Consider the following 15,560-nt stretch of genomic DNA (forward strand, 5'->3'; position numbering starts at 1 on the left):
GGGTGTCCACACCGGAGAAGCTCGCCGAAGCCGTCCTGCTGCCCGGGTTCGCCGGGACCACCGCGCCGGACTGGCTCCGGCGGCGCGTGGCCGGCGGGCTGGGCGGGGTGGTGCTGTTCGGCCGCAACGTCGTCGACGACGAGCAGGTCGCCGCGCTCACCGCGCAGCTGCGGGGTGAGCGCGACGGCGTGGTGGTCGGGATCGACGAGGAGGGCGGCGACGTCACCCGCCTCGACGTGAACACCGGGTCGTTCGTGCCGGGGCCGCTGGCGCTCGGCGCGGCCGACGACCCGGAGCTGACCACGGCGGTCGCCGCCGCGCTCGGCGAGCGGCTCGCGGCCTGCGGCGTCACGCTCAACCTCGCGCCGTGCGCGGACCTGACCCTGGCGGCCGAGGACCCGATCATCGGCGTCCGGGCGTTCGGGTCCGACCCGGCGAAGGCGTCACCGCACGTCGCGGCCTACGTGACGGGGCTGCAGAAGTACGGCGTCGCGGCGTGCGCCAAGCACTTCCCGGGCCACGGCGCGGCGACCGAGGACTCGCACGTCGCGCTGCCGGTGCTGCCGCGCACGGTCGAAGAGCTGCGCGAGATCGAGCTGGTCCCGTTCGCCGCGGCGATCCGGGCCGGGGTGCGCTCGGTGATGTCGGGCCACCTGGTCGTGAAGGCGTGGGGCGAGGAGCCCGCGACGCTCAACCGCGTCGCGCTCACCGACGTCCTGCACGGCGAGCTGGGCTTCGACGGCGCGGTCATCACCGACGCGCTGGAGATGGGCGCGGTCTCGGGCGCGTACGGCAAGCACGACGGCCTCGGCCGCTCGGCCGTGCGGGCCCTCGCCGCGGGCGCGGACGCGCTCTGCCTCGGCGGCGCGGCGTTCGAGGCCGAGCACCTCGACGCGTGCGTCACGGCGATCGTCGCCGCGGTCGCGGCGGGGGAGCTGCCCCTGGAACGCCTGGCGGAGGCGGCTTCGCGGACGGCGGCGCTGGGCACCGACCCGGCACCGGCTTCGGTGGGCCCGGTGGATCGGCGGCTCGGCCTCGAGGCGGCGCGCAAGGCGCTGCGCGTCCGAGGTGACGTCCGGCTGGACGGCCCGGCGCTGGTCGTCGACGTCCAGACCGAGCCGACCATCGCGGCCGGCCCGATGCCGTGGGGCCTCGGCGCGCACCTGGCCGAGCTGGTGCCGGGCACGCGGACGCTCACGGCGACCCCCGACGACGCCGACGCGGTCATCGAGGCGGCTCGCGGGTTCCGCAGCGTCGTCGTGGTGACCCGGGAGGCACACCGGCACCCGCGGGTGCGGGCGCTGCTGGCCGCGCTGTCCACGGTGGACTACATCCGGGTGGAGACCGGCGTGCCGGGGCCGGCCGACGGCGACGGCCCGCGGATCGACACGTTCAGCGGCTCCTACGTGAGCCTGCGCGCGGCGGCCGAGTACCTGGCCTGAGCTCGTCCTCGGTGAAGCCCCGCCGGTGTTTCCGGCGGGGCTTCGTCCTTTTTGCCGCATCTTCAGAGGGTGTTCGCGCTTTTGTACGGGCCTTGTACCGGCGGTCGCCATGCTGTCCCCACAACGAATCCTGGAGGGACGCACACATGAGAATTCGGATCGGGAAGCGGGCGGCCGGCGTGGTCGGCATCGCCGCGGCGATCGTGCTCGTCGGCGCCACCCCGGCCCTGGCGGCCACGGGCACCGTGCACACCGACTCGGGCATCGCGCTGACCGTGCGGGCCACCCCGAGCACCAGCGGGAGCCCGGTCGGCACCGTCGCCGACGGCACCGCCGTCACCATCTCCTGCCAGACCAACGGATCGACCGTCGACGGCAAGTACGGCACCTCGGACATCTGGGACAAGGTGGGCGACGGCTACATCAGCGACGCCTACGTCTACACCGGCTCGGACGGCCGCGTGGCCCCGGACTGCGCGGGCTCGACGCTGACCTGCACCACCGCGGGCACCGGCGACCCGAAGACCTGCGCGCAGGCGGTCGCCTACGCCAAGACCCGGATCCACACCAACGACCTGGACTCGTACGAGGGCTGGTGCGACCGGATCAACGCGCAGAACTACGGCTGGACCGCGTCGGGCTCGGAGACCGCCTACGTCCACTGGACCCAGATCCCGGCCTCGTTCAAGCACCCGGGCGACACCCAGGTCCCGGCCGGCGGGCTCGCGTTCTTCAAGAGCAGCGGCGCCGGGCACACGATGATCTCGATCGGCGACGGCAAGTTCCTGTCGAACGACATCAACGGCTACGGCAGCTACACCGAGACGACCATCGCGCAGATCAAGCAGAAGTGGGGCCAGACCTACCTCGGCTGGTCGCAGCCGTGGTTCAAGGTGAACCACTGACGCGCTGAGCGGTGCGGGTCTCGCCCGGCCCTGGGGGTGGGCGAGACCCGCGCGGACGGCCCCTGCCCACCTCCCCCGGGCAGGGGCCGCGCGGCATCAGTCGACGACGCCGCCGATGTCCCCGTTCGGGGTCCGGCACACGCAGGAGGCGCCGACCGGCAGGGATTCCACCATGGGGCAGGTGCCGAGCCGGGTGACGCACACGGTGCCGGAGTGTGGTGGTGGCGAGCTCCCGCTGTCGACCGCGACCGCGACGACGACGCCCACCGCCGCGGCGATCAGGAACGCGGCGAGGCAGCCGAGCGGTTTGGCCCACCCGGAGGACTTGGCCGGCGCGACCGGGGCGGGACCCAGGCCGGTTGGTGGGGAGGCGATCCCGGCTGGGCGAACGTCGGGCCCGGCGGGAGTTGCCCGGCCAGAGGCGGCCCCGGCTGCGGGCCCGGACGCGGCGGAGTTCCGCCACTTCTCCGCGTACCGGCTGGCGAGCTCGGCTTCGATCGCCTGCCGCCGCGCGGGCGGGAGGTCGCCGCCGCGCAGCAGGGCCTCGAGCTCCGGCAACGGGGTGCGGGAGTGGTCGGAGGGAAGAGTGTTTCCGTAACAATTCCTACGTCGTCAATCGGAATCGAAGCGGCAAAGTCGAGATTCATCGACGCTTCCGGCCCGCCACGTGGTGCAGCACGAAGATTCCGCCCACCGCCGGCCGGTCGGGCCGCTCGTGGTCGGTCGCGACGTATTCGTCGAGTACCGCGAGGATCCGGCGGTCCAGCTCCTCGATCTCGTCGGGGGACAGGTGCAGCAGGAACTTCTCGTGCACCGCCACCGACTCCGGCCCCGCCGCGCGGATCTCCTCTTGGAAGATCTCGATCGGCGCGAACCGCGTCTCCGCGTCGGCTTCGGACAGCGGTCCGTCCAGCCACCACGTCTCGTTGTTCGACTTGTACGGCTTCTCCAGCGCCCCGCTCGGCCCCGTGCGGACCGGCGCCGGTTCCAGCAGGCCCGCCGACACGAGCTGGCGCACGTGGTGCAGGACCGTGCCGGGGTCGCGGTCGAGGCGGTCGGCCAGCTGCTTGTTCGTCAGCTCCTCGACCAGGCACATCCGCATGATGCGCAGCCGCAGCGGGTGGCCGAGGGCCTTGGCCTCCGCCGGCGTCGCCGGGCGCCGTCGGCGGGGTTCCGTCATGAGCGGAGCGTAGTCCATCGATGGAATCCGGTCACATCGATGGAGAAAACCCCATCGATGTGCGATCCTCCATTCATGAACCCCGTGTTCTGGCGGCTGTGGTCCGCCGCCGGCCTGTCCAGCCTCGCCGACGGCGTCCTCAAGGTCGCGTTACCGCTGGTCGCGGTCGGCTACACCCGCGAGCCGGCCCTCGTCGCCGGGCTCGCCTTCGCCTTCAGCCTGCCGTGGCTGCTGTTCGCGCTGCCCGCCGGCGCGCTGGTCGACCGGCTCGACCGGCGCCGCGCGATGCTCGCCGCCAACCTCGTCCGCGGCGGGCTCCTCGGCGGCGTCACGCTGCTGACCGTGTTCGGCGGGGGATCGATCTGGGCGCTGTACGTCGCCGCCGTCGGCGTCGGGTGCGCCGAGACGATCTACGACACCGCGGCGCAGTCGATCGTCCCGCAGGTCGTCGGGCGGGAACAGCTGGCCCGCGCCAACGGCCGGATGTTCGCCGCCGAGCAGACGGCCAACGAGTTCGCCGGCCCGCCGCTCGCCGGAGTGCTGGCCGCGGCCGGCGTCGTCGCCGCGCTCGTGACGCCGGTGGCGCTGTGGGCCGTGGCCGTCGCGGCGCTGCTGCTCGTGCGCGGCGAGTACCGGATCCCCCGGGAAAAGCCCACCACCCTGCGCGCGGACATCGCCGAAGGGCTGCGGTTCCTGGTGCGCCACAAGGTGTTGCGGACGTTCTCGCTCATGGTCGGGACGTTCAACTTCGCCACCGGGGCGACCTTCGCCGTCCTCGTCCTGTACGCGGTCGGGCCCGGCTCGGCGATGGGCCTGTCCGCGCCGGCGTTCGGCCTGTTGATGGCCACGAGCGCCGCGGGCGGCCTGACCGGGTCGCTGGTCGCCGAGGCGGTCGAACGCCGCCTGGGCCGGGTCCGCGCGCTGTGGATCTCCTGGCTCACCGGCGGCCTTTCGGTCGGCACGCTCGCGGTGACCGCGAACCCGTACGCCGTCGGCGCGGGGTTCTTCCTCGGCGGCACGGGTGTCATGGTGTCGAACGTCGTCATGGTGTCGCTGCGCCAGCGCCTCACCCCGGACCGGCTGCTCGGCCGCCTCAACAGCAGCTACCGCCTGGTCGCGTGGGGGACGAAGTCCCTCGGTGCCCTCGCCGGCGGTGCGATCGCGCAGCTCGCCGGGCTGCCCGCGGTGTTCGTGGTGATGGCGGTGCTGGCGTTCTCGGTCGTGGCCGGCCTCCTCGTCGTGACCGAGGAGGCGCTCGCTCAGAGCGAATGCATCTCCGCGTAGGCGTTCCAGACCTTTTTCGGCACGCACATCCGCCACGCGTCCAGGACGAGCTCGCGCATCTCGTCCGCGTCGATCGCCGCCAGGCGGCAGCGCACCCACTGGTACCGCAGGTCCGCCCCCTCGGGCATCAGGAACTTCTCCGGTTCGCCCGTGACCAGCGCTTCCCGCTGGTCACGGGGAAAACCGAAGCCCAGCTCGGTTTCGTCCCGCGATAGCGCGGCGAACACGATCTGCCCGACCCGGAACTTGGCCCGGTCGCGCACGACGGCTTCGTAGGCACGGGGGAGCGTCAGGGCGAACGCGCGGACTTCGTCACCGGTGACCATGCCGGTCATTCAACCGCAAAAGCCGGCGGCGCAGGCGCGCCGCCGGCTTTTGGCGTGGAGTGTCAGGCCCGGCAGGTCTTACCGCGGTTGACGCAGTTGACCAGCCCGTTCATGATCCGCTGCGACATCACGTTCGCGAAGTCGTCGTGGTCGGAGCCCGGGTTGTGCTTCTCCTGCGGGAAAGCGTCCACTTTGTACTGCTTCTTGACCTGGATGTCGTGCGGGACGTCGTAGGTCAGCGTGATCTGCAGCTGCGGCACGGCCTTGAACCCCTGGGCGCACCGGCCGGACTGGTCCGGGAACACGATGTGCGTGCGGTGGTTGGTGCTGTCGGTGTTCTTCCCGTCCCAGCAGCTCGGGAACGTGTGGATCCGCTTGACCTTGCTGTTCGGCGGGCAGATCGGGTACTTGTCCGTGACGCGGTTCTCGAACCCGCTGCACGTCCAGCTCGCGCGGGCGTTGGCCGGCCCGTTGGTCGAGACCTTCGCGTCGCCGTAGAGCACGCGCAGGAACTTCGGCATCGCCACGACCTTGCCCACCGAGCTGCCGCGGAAGGTGATCTGCACCCGCTGCGGGCGCAGGATCTTGCCGTCGTTGCCCGGCAGCTCGTTGTTCTCGTCCTGCCCGGGCAGCGCGCCGCCCGCCGTGGTGCTCGGCGGCGGGGTGGGCGTCCCGGTGTCCTTGCCCGGCTTCGGCGCGCACGGCGCGAGCCCGCCGAGGTCCTTCGGCTTCGGGGCGAACCGGGCGATGATGGTGGCGATCCGCTCGAGGATCGCGGCGCGCCGGTCCTTCAGCGGGCCGAGGATGGCGTTCTGGACGAAGTTCGCGCCGCCCTGGCCCTGCGTCTGCGCGACGCGCTGGTTGGCCTCGTCGGTCTGCGTGTCGAGCTGGTCGAGGTTGCTGTCGACCTCGGCCATGGCCTGGTCGGGAACGTCGGTGAGCTTGCTGGCGACGTCCGGGCACGCGACCTGGACGGTCTTGGCCTCCTGGTCGGCCTGCGCGCGGTCGCCGTCCGGCTTCTTCGCGGGCTCGTTCTTCTCCTCCTCGCCGGTGTCGATGCGCACGACCGGCCAGAAGTAGGCGGACTTGTCGCCGTTGCGGCAGGTGGTGCCCGCCTTGGCGAGGCTCTTGTTGTTCGAGTCGGCGTTCGTCGAGAGGTTGCCGACGTAGTCGTGCAGGTGCTGGGCGCCGTTGCGGACGCCGGGCTGCGCGATGAAGTTGTCGGGGTTGAAGTGGCCGTTCTCGTTGCGGCCGCAGTCGACGGTGAACGTGCCGGTCGACGCGCCGTACACCGGGCGCGGGTCGAACTGGTTCGGCTGCACCTTGAGGATGTCGACGAAGAACGCGGGGTTGGCCTCGTCGGCGCTCGCTTCACCGGTGTTGCCGGTGGTCGTCGCGACGACGATGCCGCCGACCGCGAGGGCGAGGGCGATGCCGCCGGTCGCGATCTTCGTTCTGCGGGAGATGCGATGGCGCCCTTGGGTGCTGGACCTGGACATGGGTGGATCCTCCGGGGTGTCGGGCTGGCGGGAGCGCGCGACACTGACGGGACGAGCCCAGGCTCATCCGCATCAGGCTTGTGTCTTTCAAGCGACGTCGGCGGGAGGAACGATTTCCGTGCCGGCCACCGACCCGACATCGATGGGTGCGCCGCCACCTGCCCGTGGCCACGCCGTCAACCGGCTGGTTATCGTTCCGTGATGGAAGCTACACCGGGGTTTGACACTGGGCAAGAAGGGATTTCCGACAATTACGAACCGTTAACCCGGGGTTCCGTTTCCGTAGTCGCGGGAGATCGCGAAAAGTGCCGGGAATGGACGCAAGAATGGGGGGCGCGGAAAAAGCGGGCACGACGGCCCGCGACTGGATCACGCTGGACGGCCGCGCGTGTCCCTCTCCGGCGTACTCGGGGTGTGCGGTCATCCTGGGCCGCCGACCAGGGCGTTGTCCAGCTCCGGAGGGTGTGGCGAAAAACTTTGAACCGATCCGAACCCGCATCCGTATCCCTGGGTGAGACCCGCCGAATGCCCGCTCGGCGAATGACCGGCCGAACCGGCTGTGAATGGCTGATTCCTGCCGCTCGGCGATCAGAACCCGCCATTCACAGCATCGGGTCAGCGCAGCGCCGCCGGAACGGCGGGAATCGCGGACAGCGCCGAGTCCAAGCGGTGGCCCACCGCGAGTCCCACCTGGTCCCGTAGTTCGGCCAGCTTCTCCCCGTCGAGGCCCGTCGCGATGCCTTCGCGGTGGAAGAAGTCGACCAGGTCGTCGGTCGCGACGTTGCCGGACGCGCCGGGCGCGAACGGGCAGCCGCCGAGGCCGCCCAGCGCCGAGTCGAACCGCCGGATGCCGAGCGTCAGGCCTTCCCACGCGTTGGCGGCCGCGCGGCCGTAGGTGTTGTGCAGGTGCAGGCCGAGCGGGACGTCCGGCAGCTCGTCGCGGACGGCCGAGACGACGGCGCGCAGCTGGCTCGGCCGCGCGGCGCCGATCGTGTCGGCGAGGTGGACCACGCGCGCGCCCATCGTGCCCAGGCGCGCGGCCACGTCGGCGGTGCGGTCGGGATCGGTGTCCCCGTCGAACGGGCACACGAACGCCGTCGCGACCGACGCCTCCACGGCCACCCCGGCCGCGGCGAGCAGCGCGGCGCACCCGGCCAGCCGGTCGAGCGCGGCGGCCGTCGGGACGCCCGCGTTGGCGACGCTGTGCCCGTCGCTGGCCGATACGACCAGCCGGACGGTCCGCGCGCCCGCCTCGATCGCCTGCCGCGCGCCGCGTTCGGTGAACACCAGGGTGTGCAGCGCGGCGGGCGCGTCCAGCAGCGTCTTCAGGACCTCGCCGGTGTCGGCCATCTGCGGCACCCGGCGCGCGGAGACGAACGCCCCGACCTCCAGGGACCGCACGCCCGCGTCGATGAGGCCGCGGGCGAGCCGGACCTTCTCGTGGGTCGGCACGGTGACGGCTTCGTCCTGCAGGCCGTCGCGCAGGACGACCTCGGTGAGGAGGACTTCGGTCATGTCAGATCACTCCGCTCTCGCGCAGGCGGGTGACCGCCTCGCCGGTGACGCCGAGCTCGGCGAGCACGGCCTCGGTGTGTTCGCCCAGCTCCGGCCCGAGCGCGCGGGTGCGGCCGGGACGCTCGGTGAGTGTGGGCACGATGCCGGGAAAGGTGACTTCGCCGTCGTGGCCGCGCACCCGGTGCCGCTCGTGCATGCCGCGTGCCTCGAAGTGCGGGTCCTTGGCGATGTCGGCGGCGGTCAGGATCGGTCCACACGGGACGGACGCCCCGCGCAGCACGCCCTCGGCGGCGTCCTGGGTGCGCGTCGCCGTCCACGCGCCGATGGCGTCGTCGAGCAGGGCGGCGTGCTCGACGCGGCCGGCGTTGTCCGCGAGCCGCGGGTCGACGGCGAGGTCGTCCCGGCCGATGCCGTGCATGAGCCGCCGGAAGATCGCGTCGCCGTTGCCGCTGACCACGATGTACTTGCCGTCGGCGCAGCGGTAGGTGTTGGACGGCGCCACCCCGGGCAGCGCGGAGCCGGCCGGGCCGCGCACGACGCCGGACGCCTCGAAGTCCGCGACCAGCGACTCCGTCAGCGAATAGACGGCTTCGTACAGCGCGACGTCGACGACCTCACCCGGGGTGGCGCCCGGCTCGCGGTCGCGCCGGAGCAGGCCCATCAGCGCGCCGATCACCGCGTAGAGCCCGGCGACGGAGTCGGCGAGGCTGACCCCGACGCGCGTGGGCGGCCGGTCGGGGTAGCCGGTGAGCGCGCGCAGGCCGCCGATCGCCTCGGCGACGCCGCCGAAGCCCGGCCGGTCGCGGTAGGGACCGGTCTGGCCGTACCCGGAGACGCGGACGACGACCAGCCGCGGGTTGAGCGCGCGCAGCTCGCCGGGGCCGAGGCCCCAGCGTTCGAGGGTGCCGGGGCGGAAGTTCTCCAGGAGGACGTCACTGCGGGCGGCGAGCGCGCGGACGAGCTCCTGGCCTTCGGGGCGGCGCAGGTCGACGGTCACCGAGCGCTTGTTGCGGCCGAGGGCACGGAACAGCAGGGACGTGTCGCCGTCGTGCAGCCGCCACCGCCGGAGCTCGTCCCCGGTGCCCGGGCGCTCGACCTTGACGACGTCGGCGCCGAAGTCGGCCAGGAGCCGGCCGGCGGTCGGCGCGGCGATGAAGTTCCCCAGTTCGACCACCCGGATGCCCGCCAGGGGTCCGGTTTGCTGACTCATGCCCGACTCCAAACCACGATGTGAGTTCTAAACCCAGAATACGGGCGAGTGTCGCGGAGTCAACAGCGTCGAGCGTGGATAGACTGTGCGGCACACCACGGGCACGGGGCGGGGCGATGGCAGAGGAAGAACGCAGCGGCACGACGCCGGTGCTCGTACTGCGCAAGTTCAAGCAGATCCTCGAGTCGTTCACGATCGACGACCCCGAGCTGACGCTGCAGCAGATCACCCGCTCGACCGGGCTGCCGGCCAGCACGTGCCAGCGGCTGGTGCACAACCTCGTGCGCGAAGGCTTCCTCGACCGCTACGACGACACCTACCGCGTCGGGCTCGGCCTGGTCCGCTGGGCGGCGCCGGGCACGTTCGGCCTCGACCTGGTCCGGCTGACCCGGCCGGTGCTGCAGCAGCTGCGCGACGAAACGGGCGAGACTGCCTGCCTCTACGTCCGCGACGGCGCGTACCGGACGGTGATCTCGCTGGCGGAGTCCCGGCACCCGGTGGTGCGGCTGTTCGTGGTCGGCATGGTGATGCCGCTGCACGCCGGTTCGGCCGGGAAGGTGTTCCTGGCCTGGGACAAGCTGGCGGTCAAGGACGCGATCGGCCACGGCCTGGCGCGCTTCACGCCGCGGACGACCGTCGACATCGACCTGCTGTCCGAGCAGCTCGGGCAGATCCGCGACGTGGGGTACGCGGTCAGCTTCGAGGAGCGCGACCTCGGCGCGGCGTCTCTCAGCGCCCCGGTGTTCGGGCTGAACGGCGAGGTCAGCGCGGCGATCGGGATCGGCGCGCCGACCCAGCGCATGACGCCGGCGGACGTGCCCCGGCTGGCACCTGTCGTGGTCGAGGCGGCCCGGCGCGCCTCGGAGCGGCTCGGGTACCGCCCCGGCGTCGAGCGGGTCGCCGCGCTCTGACTCTTCCGGCACCCGATGGCGGTGCCCGATTCGTGCCGGGCTGTGCGCTGTTGCCCGTTGACGCACTCGGACTCGGGCTTGACTGTCCTTGACTCCGCGCGGCCGCCGTCACATTATGGGTCGGCCAACCACATAGTGGAGAAGTCAAAGGAGACGACGGATGGCGAACATCCCCGACGCCGCCGTGCCGGACACCGGCACGATCGCGGGCAGGCTCGACCGGCTGCCCATCACCCGCACGCACCGCCGGGCCACCGTCGCCGTCGGGCTCGGCCTGTTCTTCGACTTCTACGAGGTCTTCCTGACCGGCGTGCTCAGCTCGGTGCTCGTCGAGGAGTTCTCCCTCACGAAGGCGGAACTGCCGCCGCTGCTCGCGTCGACGTTCGTCGGCATGTTCTTCGGCGCCCTGCTGCTCGGCCGGCTCGCCGACCGGTTCGGCCGCCGCGGCGCGTTCCTGCTGAACCTCGGGCTCTACTCGCTCTTCTCGCTGCTCGGCGCGTTCAGCGGCGGCGCGCTGATGCTGCTGGTGACGCGGTTCTTCGCCGGCATCGGCCTGGGCGCGGAGCCGCCGCTGGCCGACACCTACCTCACCGACCTGCTCCCGGCCCGCAAGCGCGGCCGGTTCATCGCCTGGGCGTACACGCTCGCGTTCTGCGGCTTCCCGGTCGTCGGCTTCCTCGCCCGCGGCCTGACCGAGCACGAGGTCTTCGGCATCGCCGGCTGGCGCTGGCTGTTCGTGATCGGGGCGCTCGGCGCGGGCGCGGTGTTCCTGCTGCGGCGCGGCCTGCCCGAGTCGCCGCGGTGGCTGGAGTCCGTCGGCCGCACCGAGGAGGCCGAGCACCTGGTGGCCGGGCTGGAAGCCGAGGCGCGCGGCGTCGCCGACGAACGCCCCGCCCCGCCGCGCGGCACCACCCGCAAGCGCGCCGCCGCGCCGGTGCGCGAGCTGTTCGGCGCCGCGCTGCGCCGCCGGACGTGGATGATGGTCGTCTTCCACATCCTGCAGACGCTCGGCTACTACGGCTTCGGCACGCTCGTGCCGCTGGTGCTGGCCGCCAAGGGGTACGCGCTTTCGCAGTCGCTGCTGTTCGCCGCGCTGACCTACATCGGCTACCCGGTCGGCTCGGCGCTGTCGCTGCCGCTCGTGGAACGCGTCGAGCGGAAGTACCTGGTGGTCGGCTCGGTGCTGGCGATGGCGGTGTTCGGCATCGCGTTCGGCTACGCGGGTTCGATGGGGCTGATCCTCGTGTTCGGCTTCCTCTACACCGCGACCAGCAACGTGTTCTCGAACGCCTACCACATCTACCAGGCCGAGATCTTCCCGACGGCGCTGCGCTCGACGGCGTCGAGCGGCACCTATTCGCTGTCCCGCCTGGCGAGCGGCGCGATGCCGTTCGTGCTGGTGCCGCTGCTGAACTCGCACGGCCCGACGACGCTGTTCCTGGTCGTCGCCGGAGCGCTGGTGGTGGTCGCGGTGGACATCGCGGTCCTCGGCCCGCGCACGACCGGCCGCCGCCTGGAGAGCGTCAACGACGAAGCCGCGTCACCGCTTCGGTGACCGTGACCGCCTCCCCCGACCGGCCGGGAACGCCGCATCGGGGGAGGCCAAGTCCCTCGATACGGCTGCTCCGGCCGCGCGGCCGTCAGGAGGCCTCGCGCTTCTGTGCCAGCAGGCCGCGCCGCAACGCCGTCAGCGCGCGGTGCTGGGCCACCCGGACCGCGCCCGCGCTGCCCAGCCCCACCGCCGCGGCCGTCTCTTCGGCCGAGAGACCCAAGATGATGCGCAGCACCAGGATTTCCCGCTGCCGCGCCGGCAGCGTGTCGAGCAGCCCGGCCGACCAGTCCAGGCCCGCGGCGCGCTCGACCTCTTCGCCCGTCGGGTCGCCGCCGGTCCAGCGGTCGGCCGGCGGCTCGGCCACCGGGCTCGTGCGGTCGCGCGCCCGGCGGCGGTGGAAGTCCGACACCTTGTGCGCCGCGATGCCGAACACGAACGCCAGGAAGCCGTCCGCCTCGTAGCGGTACCCCGGCAGCGCGCCGACGACGGCCAAGAGCACCTCCTGCGCGCAGTCCTCGGCGTCCGACGAGCCGTCCTGCCACGTGCCGAGCCGGCCGAGGCAGTAGCGGAACACCGTCGGCCGCAGCGCGCGCAGCACCCCGGCGACCGCGGCGCGGTTGCCGGTCATCGCGGACCGGACCTGCTCCGGATCGAGGGTGAACGTCGCCGTGGGCACGGGTTCTCCCGCGGCGGACTGCGGCGGCATCGAGGTGACCTCTCTTCGGCATCGGACGATCACGACGCTAAGTCACCCCGCGTCGCCGCCACACCGGCCGGGCGGCCGCCGCGGCCCGGGTCTTCCGGCCCTGGTGCGGGCTCCCGCGACGTGCCTGCCGGGACCCGCCCGGAGTGGCCGGGCCGAACGGCCCTACCGGCCGCCTCGGCCCACCGATCACGCTGGAGGCCGGGGATTTTTCACAGGAGAAACACAGGGACGCGATGGTGGACGACGTGGGCTTCGGGCTGCTGCTCGACCGGCAGCAAAGCCTGGCCCTGCTCCGGACGGCGAGCCTCGGCCGGGTGATCTTCACCCACCGGGCGATGCCGGCCGTCCGGCCGGTGCGCTTCACCGTCGTCGACGAGGCCGTCGTGTTTGCCGCGCCGACCGGCAGTCCCCTCTACGCGGGCGCGCGCGACGCCGTCGTGGCGTTCGAGGTCGACGACTTCGCCGACGACTTCGGCGCCGGCTGGTACGTCAGCCTGCTCGGGCGCGCCACCGAGTCGCCGTCCGACGGCGCCGGGATCGCCTGCCTGTGCCCGTGTCCGGGCCTCGCCGGCCGCCGGTTCCTGCGGATCCCGGTCGAGGCGATCACCGGTCACCGCATCGCCTGCCACAGCGAGTAACAAAGGCGCTCCGCCGATCGACCCACCGGATGGACGAACCGGATTGGGCCGACACGGGCAGTCGCCTGTGGGACCCTTGACGGCCCGGGGACACCCCCGGGATCGGGCTCATGTGGGGTCGGCGGGAAGTGGCGGACGAAATCGGCATGCCGGCGATCCTGGCCGCGGTGGCCGGGATCGCGCGGGAGCTGGATGTCCCGGCGGTGCTGCGCACCGCGGTGGCGACGGTGTGCGACCTGGTCGGCGCCCGGCACGCCCGCGTCGAGGTGACCGGTCCCGAAGGCGGCGTCGCCGAAACCGGCCGGGCCGGCGGCAACGGGGTGGTCGAGCTGCCCGTGCGGGCCGGGCCGAAGGAGTTCGGCCGGTTCGAGATCGAGCCCGCCGCCGGCCGCGAGTTCGGCCGCCGCGAGCGGGAGGTCCTCGGCGCGCTCGTCGCCGCGACGGCGATGGCCGTGGACAAGGCGATGCTCGTCGACCGGCTGCGCCGCCGCGAACGCTGGCTCGAAGCCTCCTACGACGTCACCCGCGAGCTGCTCGGCTCGCAGGACCTGCTCGCCACCCTCCGGCTGATCGCCGAACGCGCGCGGATCGTGGCCGGCGGCACCGCCGGGGCGATCGCGCGGCCGGACGGGCCGGGGCGTCTCGTGTTCGACGTCGTCGAGCCGCCGGGGGAGGACGCCGACCGGCTCACCGGGGCGACCGTGCCGACCGAAGGGACGGCCACCGGGGTCGCGTTCACCACCCGCCGCCCGGTCGTCGTGCGCGACTACGGCGACCGCGTGCAGGAGCAGCAGCGCGACCGCCCCGGGACGATGCCGGCGATGATCAAGGACCTGGACTCGGCGATCTCGGTGCCGCTGGTGGTCGGCGACGAGACGCTGGGCGTGCTGGTCGTCGCCAAGTTCCGCGACAAGACGCCGTTCACGCCGACCGAGGTCCAGCTGGCCGAGACCTTCGCCGGGCACGCCGCGCTCGCCGTCGAGTTCTCCCGGGCGCAGGAGGTGCGCCAGCAGCTGGCGGTGTTCTCCGACCGCGACCGGATCGCCCGCGACCTGCACGACCTGGTCATCCAGCGGCTGTTCGCGACCGGGCTCGGGCTCGAGGGCGTCAGCAGGCTGATCGCCGACCCGGCGGTCGGCGCGCGCGTCGCCGGGTTCGCCCAGGACCTCGACGGCACGATCCGCGAGATCCGCAACAGCATCTTTTCGCTGCAGGCGCCCGCGCAGGCGCAGGGGAGCCTGCGCGCCGAGCTGCTGCGGGTGGCCGTCGACGCGCGGGACACGCTGGGCTTCGAGCCGCGCGTCGGCTTCGACGGGCCGCTCGACGCCGCGGTGCCGGACGCCGTCCGGTCCGACCTGATCGCGTCGCTGCGCGAGGCGCTGACGAACGTGGCGCGCCACGCCGGGGCGACGTCGTCTTCGGTCGAGGTCACCGTGGACGGGGCCGGCCGCCGGCTGAGCCTGGTCGTGCGCGACGACGGAACCGGCCCACCGCCGGAACGCGAGCGCGTCAGCGGGCTCGCCAACCTGGCCGCCCGTGCGGCCCGGTGGGGCGGGAACTGCGAGCTGGTGGCCGCCGAGCGCGGCGGCGCCCGGCTGGAATGGACCGCGGAGCTGCCGGCCCGGACCGGCGAGCAGGGGAGTGGACGATGACGATCTCGGTGTTCCTGCTGGACGACCACGAGCTGGTCCGCACCGGGCTGAAGACCGTGTTCGAGTCCGAAGAGGACATCGAGGTGGTCGGCGAGGCGGGGACCGCGGCCGAGGCGCTGGTCCGGATCCCGCAGGCCCGCCCGGACGTCGCGATCCTCGACGTCCGGCTGCCGGACGGGCAGGGCGTCGAGGTGTGCCGCGAGATCCGCTCGACCGTCGAGCCGGCCCCGGCCTGCCTGATGCTGACGTCCTATTCGGACGACGACGCGCTCTTCGGCGCGATCATGGCGGGCGCGGCCGGCTACATGCTCAAGCAGGTTTCCGGGCGGTCGCTGGTCGACGCCGTCCGCACGGTCGCCGTCGGCGGCTCGCTGCTGGACGCCACGCTGACCGCGTCGGTGATGAACAAGCTGCGCGGCGAGGACGTGGCGGCCCCGGACCCGCGGTACGCGCAGCTCAGCCCGCAGGAGCGGCGGGTGCTGGACCTGGTCGCCGAAGGCCTGACCAACCGGCAGATCGCCGAGCGGCTTTTCCTGGCGGAGAAGACGGTGAAGAACTACGTGTCGTCGGTGCTGCACAAGCTCGGGGTCGAGCGGCGCACGTCTGCAGCGGTGTACGTGTCGCAGCGACGCGCCGACGGCGGCCGTTCGAGCTGATCAAGCGACCACTCGGCGGAAACCGGTGGGGCATCCGACGTATCTGGCCTCCGATGCGATACACCTGTCGGGTGACGCACGAGT

Annotated in this window: 15 protein-coding genes; 8 read left to right on the plus strand and 7 right to left on the minus strand. The window is 72.7% G+C overall.

The window, feature by feature from the left end:
• Positions 1-2 precede the first annotated feature (2 nt).
• Complete coding sequence (locus tag ACZ7OU_RS29995; protein WP_470257776.1) at positions 3-1,442, plus strand: glycoside hydrolase family 3 protein; 1,440 nt, start codon at positions 3-5, stop codon at positions 1,440-1,442.
• A gap of 146 nt (positions 1,443-1,588) precedes the next feature.
• Positions 1,589-2,347, plus strand: coding sequence for an SH3 domain-containing protein (locus ACZ7OU_RS30000; RefSeq protein ID WP_470243784.1), 759 nt, complete (start codon positions 1,589-1,591; stop codon positions 2,345-2,347).
• Positions 2,348-2,443: 96 nt separating this feature from the next.
• On the opposite strand, the gene ACZ7OU_RS30005 is transcribed toward ACZ7OU_RS30000, so the two are convergent.
• Together ACZ7OU_RS30005 and ACZ7OU_RS30010 are read right to left on the minus strand one after the other, a co-directional pair.
• The gene (locus ACZ7OU_RS30005) at positions 2,444-2,905 is read right to left on the minus strand and encodes a hypothetical protein (protein WP_470257777.1); all 462 of its coding nucleotides are present in this window, start codon (positions 2,903-2,905) and stop codon (positions 2,444-2,446) included.
• A gap of 85 nt (positions 2,906-2,990) precedes the next feature.
• Positions 2,991-3,527 carry an ArsR/SmtB family transcription factor gene (locus ACZ7OU_RS30010; RefSeq protein WP_470257778.1) on the minus strand — a complete coding sequence of 179 codons (537 nt, stop codon included), beginning with the start codon at positions 3,525-3,527 and terminating at the stop codon, positions 2,991-2,993.
• 75 nt (positions 3,528-3,602) lie between these two features.
• Between ACZ7OU_RS30010 and ACZ7OU_RS30015 the strand changes: the two genes are divergently transcribed.
• A complete protein-coding gene (locus ACZ7OU_RS30015) occupies positions 3,603-4,811 on the plus strand; it encodes an MFS transporter (RefSeq protein WP_470257779.1) in 1,209 nt (402 codons plus the stop codon).
• On the opposite strand, the gene ACZ7OU_RS30020 is transcribed toward ACZ7OU_RS30015, so the two are convergent.
• From ACZ7OU_RS30020 to ACZ7OU_RS30035, 4 genes are all read right to left on the minus strand, one after another.
• The gene (locus tag ACZ7OU_RS30020) at positions 4,787-5,137 is read right to left on the minus strand and encodes an MmcQ/YjbR family DNA-binding protein (RefSeq protein WP_470243788.1); all 351 of its coding nucleotides are present in this window, start codon (positions 5,135-5,137) and stop codon (positions 4,787-4,789) included. The genes ACZ7OU_RS30015 and ACZ7OU_RS30020 overlap by 25 nt on opposite strands.
• 62 nt (positions 5,138-5,199) lie before the next feature.
• The gene (locus tag ACZ7OU_RS30025) at positions 5,200-6,636 is read right to left on the minus strand and encodes a DUF1996 domain-containing protein (protein ID WP_470243789.1); all 1,437 of its coding nucleotides are present in this window, start codon (positions 6,634-6,636) and stop codon (positions 5,200-5,202) included.
• A gap of 615 nt (positions 6,637-7,251) precedes the next feature.
• A complete protein-coding gene (locus ACZ7OU_RS30030) occupies positions 7,252-8,151 on the minus strand; it encodes a hydroxymethylglutaryl-CoA lyase (RefSeq protein WP_470257780.1) in 900 nt (299 codons plus the stop codon).
• Position 8,152: 1 nt separating this feature from the next.
• Entirely contained in the window at positions 8,153-9,361 is a 1,209-nt protein-coding gene (locus tag ACZ7OU_RS30035; RefSeq protein WP_470257781.1) for a CaiB/BaiF CoA transferase family protein, read from the minus strand.
• A 116-nt stretch (positions 9,362-9,477) separates the two neighbouring features.
• Here ACZ7OU_RS30035 and ACZ7OU_RS30040 point away from each other — a divergent pair, with 116 nt between their 5' ends.
• Together ACZ7OU_RS30040 and ACZ7OU_RS30045 are read left to right on the plus strand one after the other, a co-directional pair.
• Positions 9,478-10,272 carry an IclR family transcriptional regulator gene (locus ACZ7OU_RS30040; protein WP_470243792.1) on the plus strand — a complete coding sequence of 265 codons (795 nt, stop codon included), beginning with the start codon at positions 9,478-9,480 and terminating at the stop codon, positions 10,270-10,272.
• A 160-nt stretch (positions 10,273-10,432) separates the two neighbouring features.
• Positions 10,433-11,827, plus strand: coding sequence for an MFS transporter (locus tag ACZ7OU_RS30045; protein WP_470243793.1), 1,395 nt, complete (start codon positions 10,433-10,435; stop codon positions 11,825-11,827).
• Positions 11,828-11,912: 85 nt separating this feature from the next.
• Here ACZ7OU_RS30045 and ACZ7OU_RS30050 read toward each other — a convergent pair whose 3' ends face one another.
• Positions 11,913-12,530 (minus strand): sigma-70 family RNA polymerase sigma factor, encoded by a 618-nt coding sequence (locus ACZ7OU_RS30050; RefSeq protein ID WP_470243794.1) that lies wholly within the window; start codon positions 12,528-12,530, stop codon positions 11,913-11,915.
• 233 nt (positions 12,531-12,763) lie between these two features.
• On the opposite strand from ACZ7OU_RS30050, the gene ACZ7OU_RS30055 reads away from it, so the two are divergent.
• The 3 genes from ACZ7OU_RS30055 to ACZ7OU_RS30065 all read left to right on the plus strand — a co-directional run bounded on the left by ACZ7OU_RS30055 (position 12,764) and on the right by ACZ7OU_RS30065 (position 15,476).
• A complete protein-coding gene (locus tag ACZ7OU_RS30055) occupies positions 12,764-13,168 on the plus strand; it encodes a pyridoxamine 5'-phosphate oxidase family protein (protein WP_470257782.1) in 405 nt (134 codons plus the stop codon).
• A gap of 146 nt (positions 13,169-13,314) precedes the next feature.
• Complete coding sequence (locus tag ACZ7OU_RS30060) at positions 13,315-14,820, plus strand: GAF domain-containing sensor histidine kinase (RefSeq protein ID WP_470259013.1); 1,506 nt, start codon at positions 13,315-13,317, stop codon at positions 14,818-14,820.
• A complete protein-coding gene (locus tag ACZ7OU_RS30065; RefSeq protein WP_470257783.1) occupies positions 14,817-15,476 on the plus strand; it encodes a response regulator in 660 nt (219 codons plus the stop codon). The genes ACZ7OU_RS30060 and ACZ7OU_RS30065 overlap by 4 nt, the downstream gene beginning before the upstream one ends.
• The last annotated feature ends 84 nt before the right edge of the window (positions 15,477-15,560 follow it).

This window comes from Amycolatopsis sp. NPDC114505, assembly GCF_055633615.1.

Excerpts from the sequence above, each read along its gene's own strand:
- ACZ7OU_RS30050 (WP_470243794.1), bottom strand. The coding sequence starts at position 12,530 with ATGCCGCCGCAGTCCGCCGCGGGAGAACCCGTGCCCACGGCGACGTTC.
- ACZ7OU_RS30020 (WP_470243788.1), bottom strand. The coding sequence starts at position 5,137 with ATGGTCACCGGTGACGAAGTCCGCGCGTTCGCCCTGACGCTCCCCCGT.
- ACZ7OU_RS30065 (WP_470257783.1), top strand. The coding sequence starts at position 14,817 with ATGACGATCTCGGTGTTCCTGCTGGACGACCACGAGCTGGTCCGCACC.
- ACZ7OU_RS30060 (WP_470259013.1), top strand. The coding sequence starts at position 13,315 with ATGCCGGCGATCCTGGCCGCGGTGGCCGGGATCGCGCGGGAGCTGGAT.
- ACZ7OU_RS30015 (WP_470257779.1), top strand. The coding sequence starts at position 3,603 with ATGAACCCCGTGTTCTGGCGGCTGTGGTCCGCCGCCGGCCTGTCCAGC.
- ACZ7OU_RS30045 (WP_470243793.1), top strand. The coding sequence starts at position 10,433 with ATGGCGAACATCCCCGACGCCGCCGTGCCGGACACCGGCACGATCGCG.
- ACZ7OU_RS30040 (WP_470243792.1), top strand. The coding sequence starts at position 9,478 with ATGGCAGAGGAAGAACGCAGCGGCACGACGCCGGTGCTCGTACTGCGC.
- ACZ7OU_RS30010 (WP_470257778.1), bottom strand. The coding sequence starts at position 3,527 with ATGACGGAACCCCGCCGACGGCGCCCGGCGACGCCGGCGGAGGCCAAG.
- ACZ7OU_RS30030 (WP_470257780.1), bottom strand. The coding sequence starts at position 8,151 with ATGACCGAAGTCCTCCTCACCGAGGTCGTCCTGCGCGACGGCCTGCAG.
- ACZ7OU_RS30055 (WP_470257782.1), top strand. The coding sequence starts at position 12,764 with ATGGTGGACGACGTGGGCTTCGGGCTGCTGCTCGACCGGCAGCAAAGC.
- ACZ7OU_RS30035 (WP_470257781.1), bottom strand. The coding sequence starts at position 9,361 with ATGAGTCAGCAAACCGGACCCCTGGCGGGCATCCGGGTGGTCGAACTG.
- ACZ7OU_RS30000 (WP_470243784.1), top strand. The coding sequence starts at position 1,589 with ATGAGAATTCGGATCGGGAAGCGGGCGGCCGGCGTGGTCGGCATCGCC.
- ACZ7OU_RS30025 (WP_470243789.1), bottom strand. The coding sequence starts at position 6,636 with ATGTCCAGGTCCAGCACCCAAGGGCGCCATCGCATCTCCCGCAGAACG.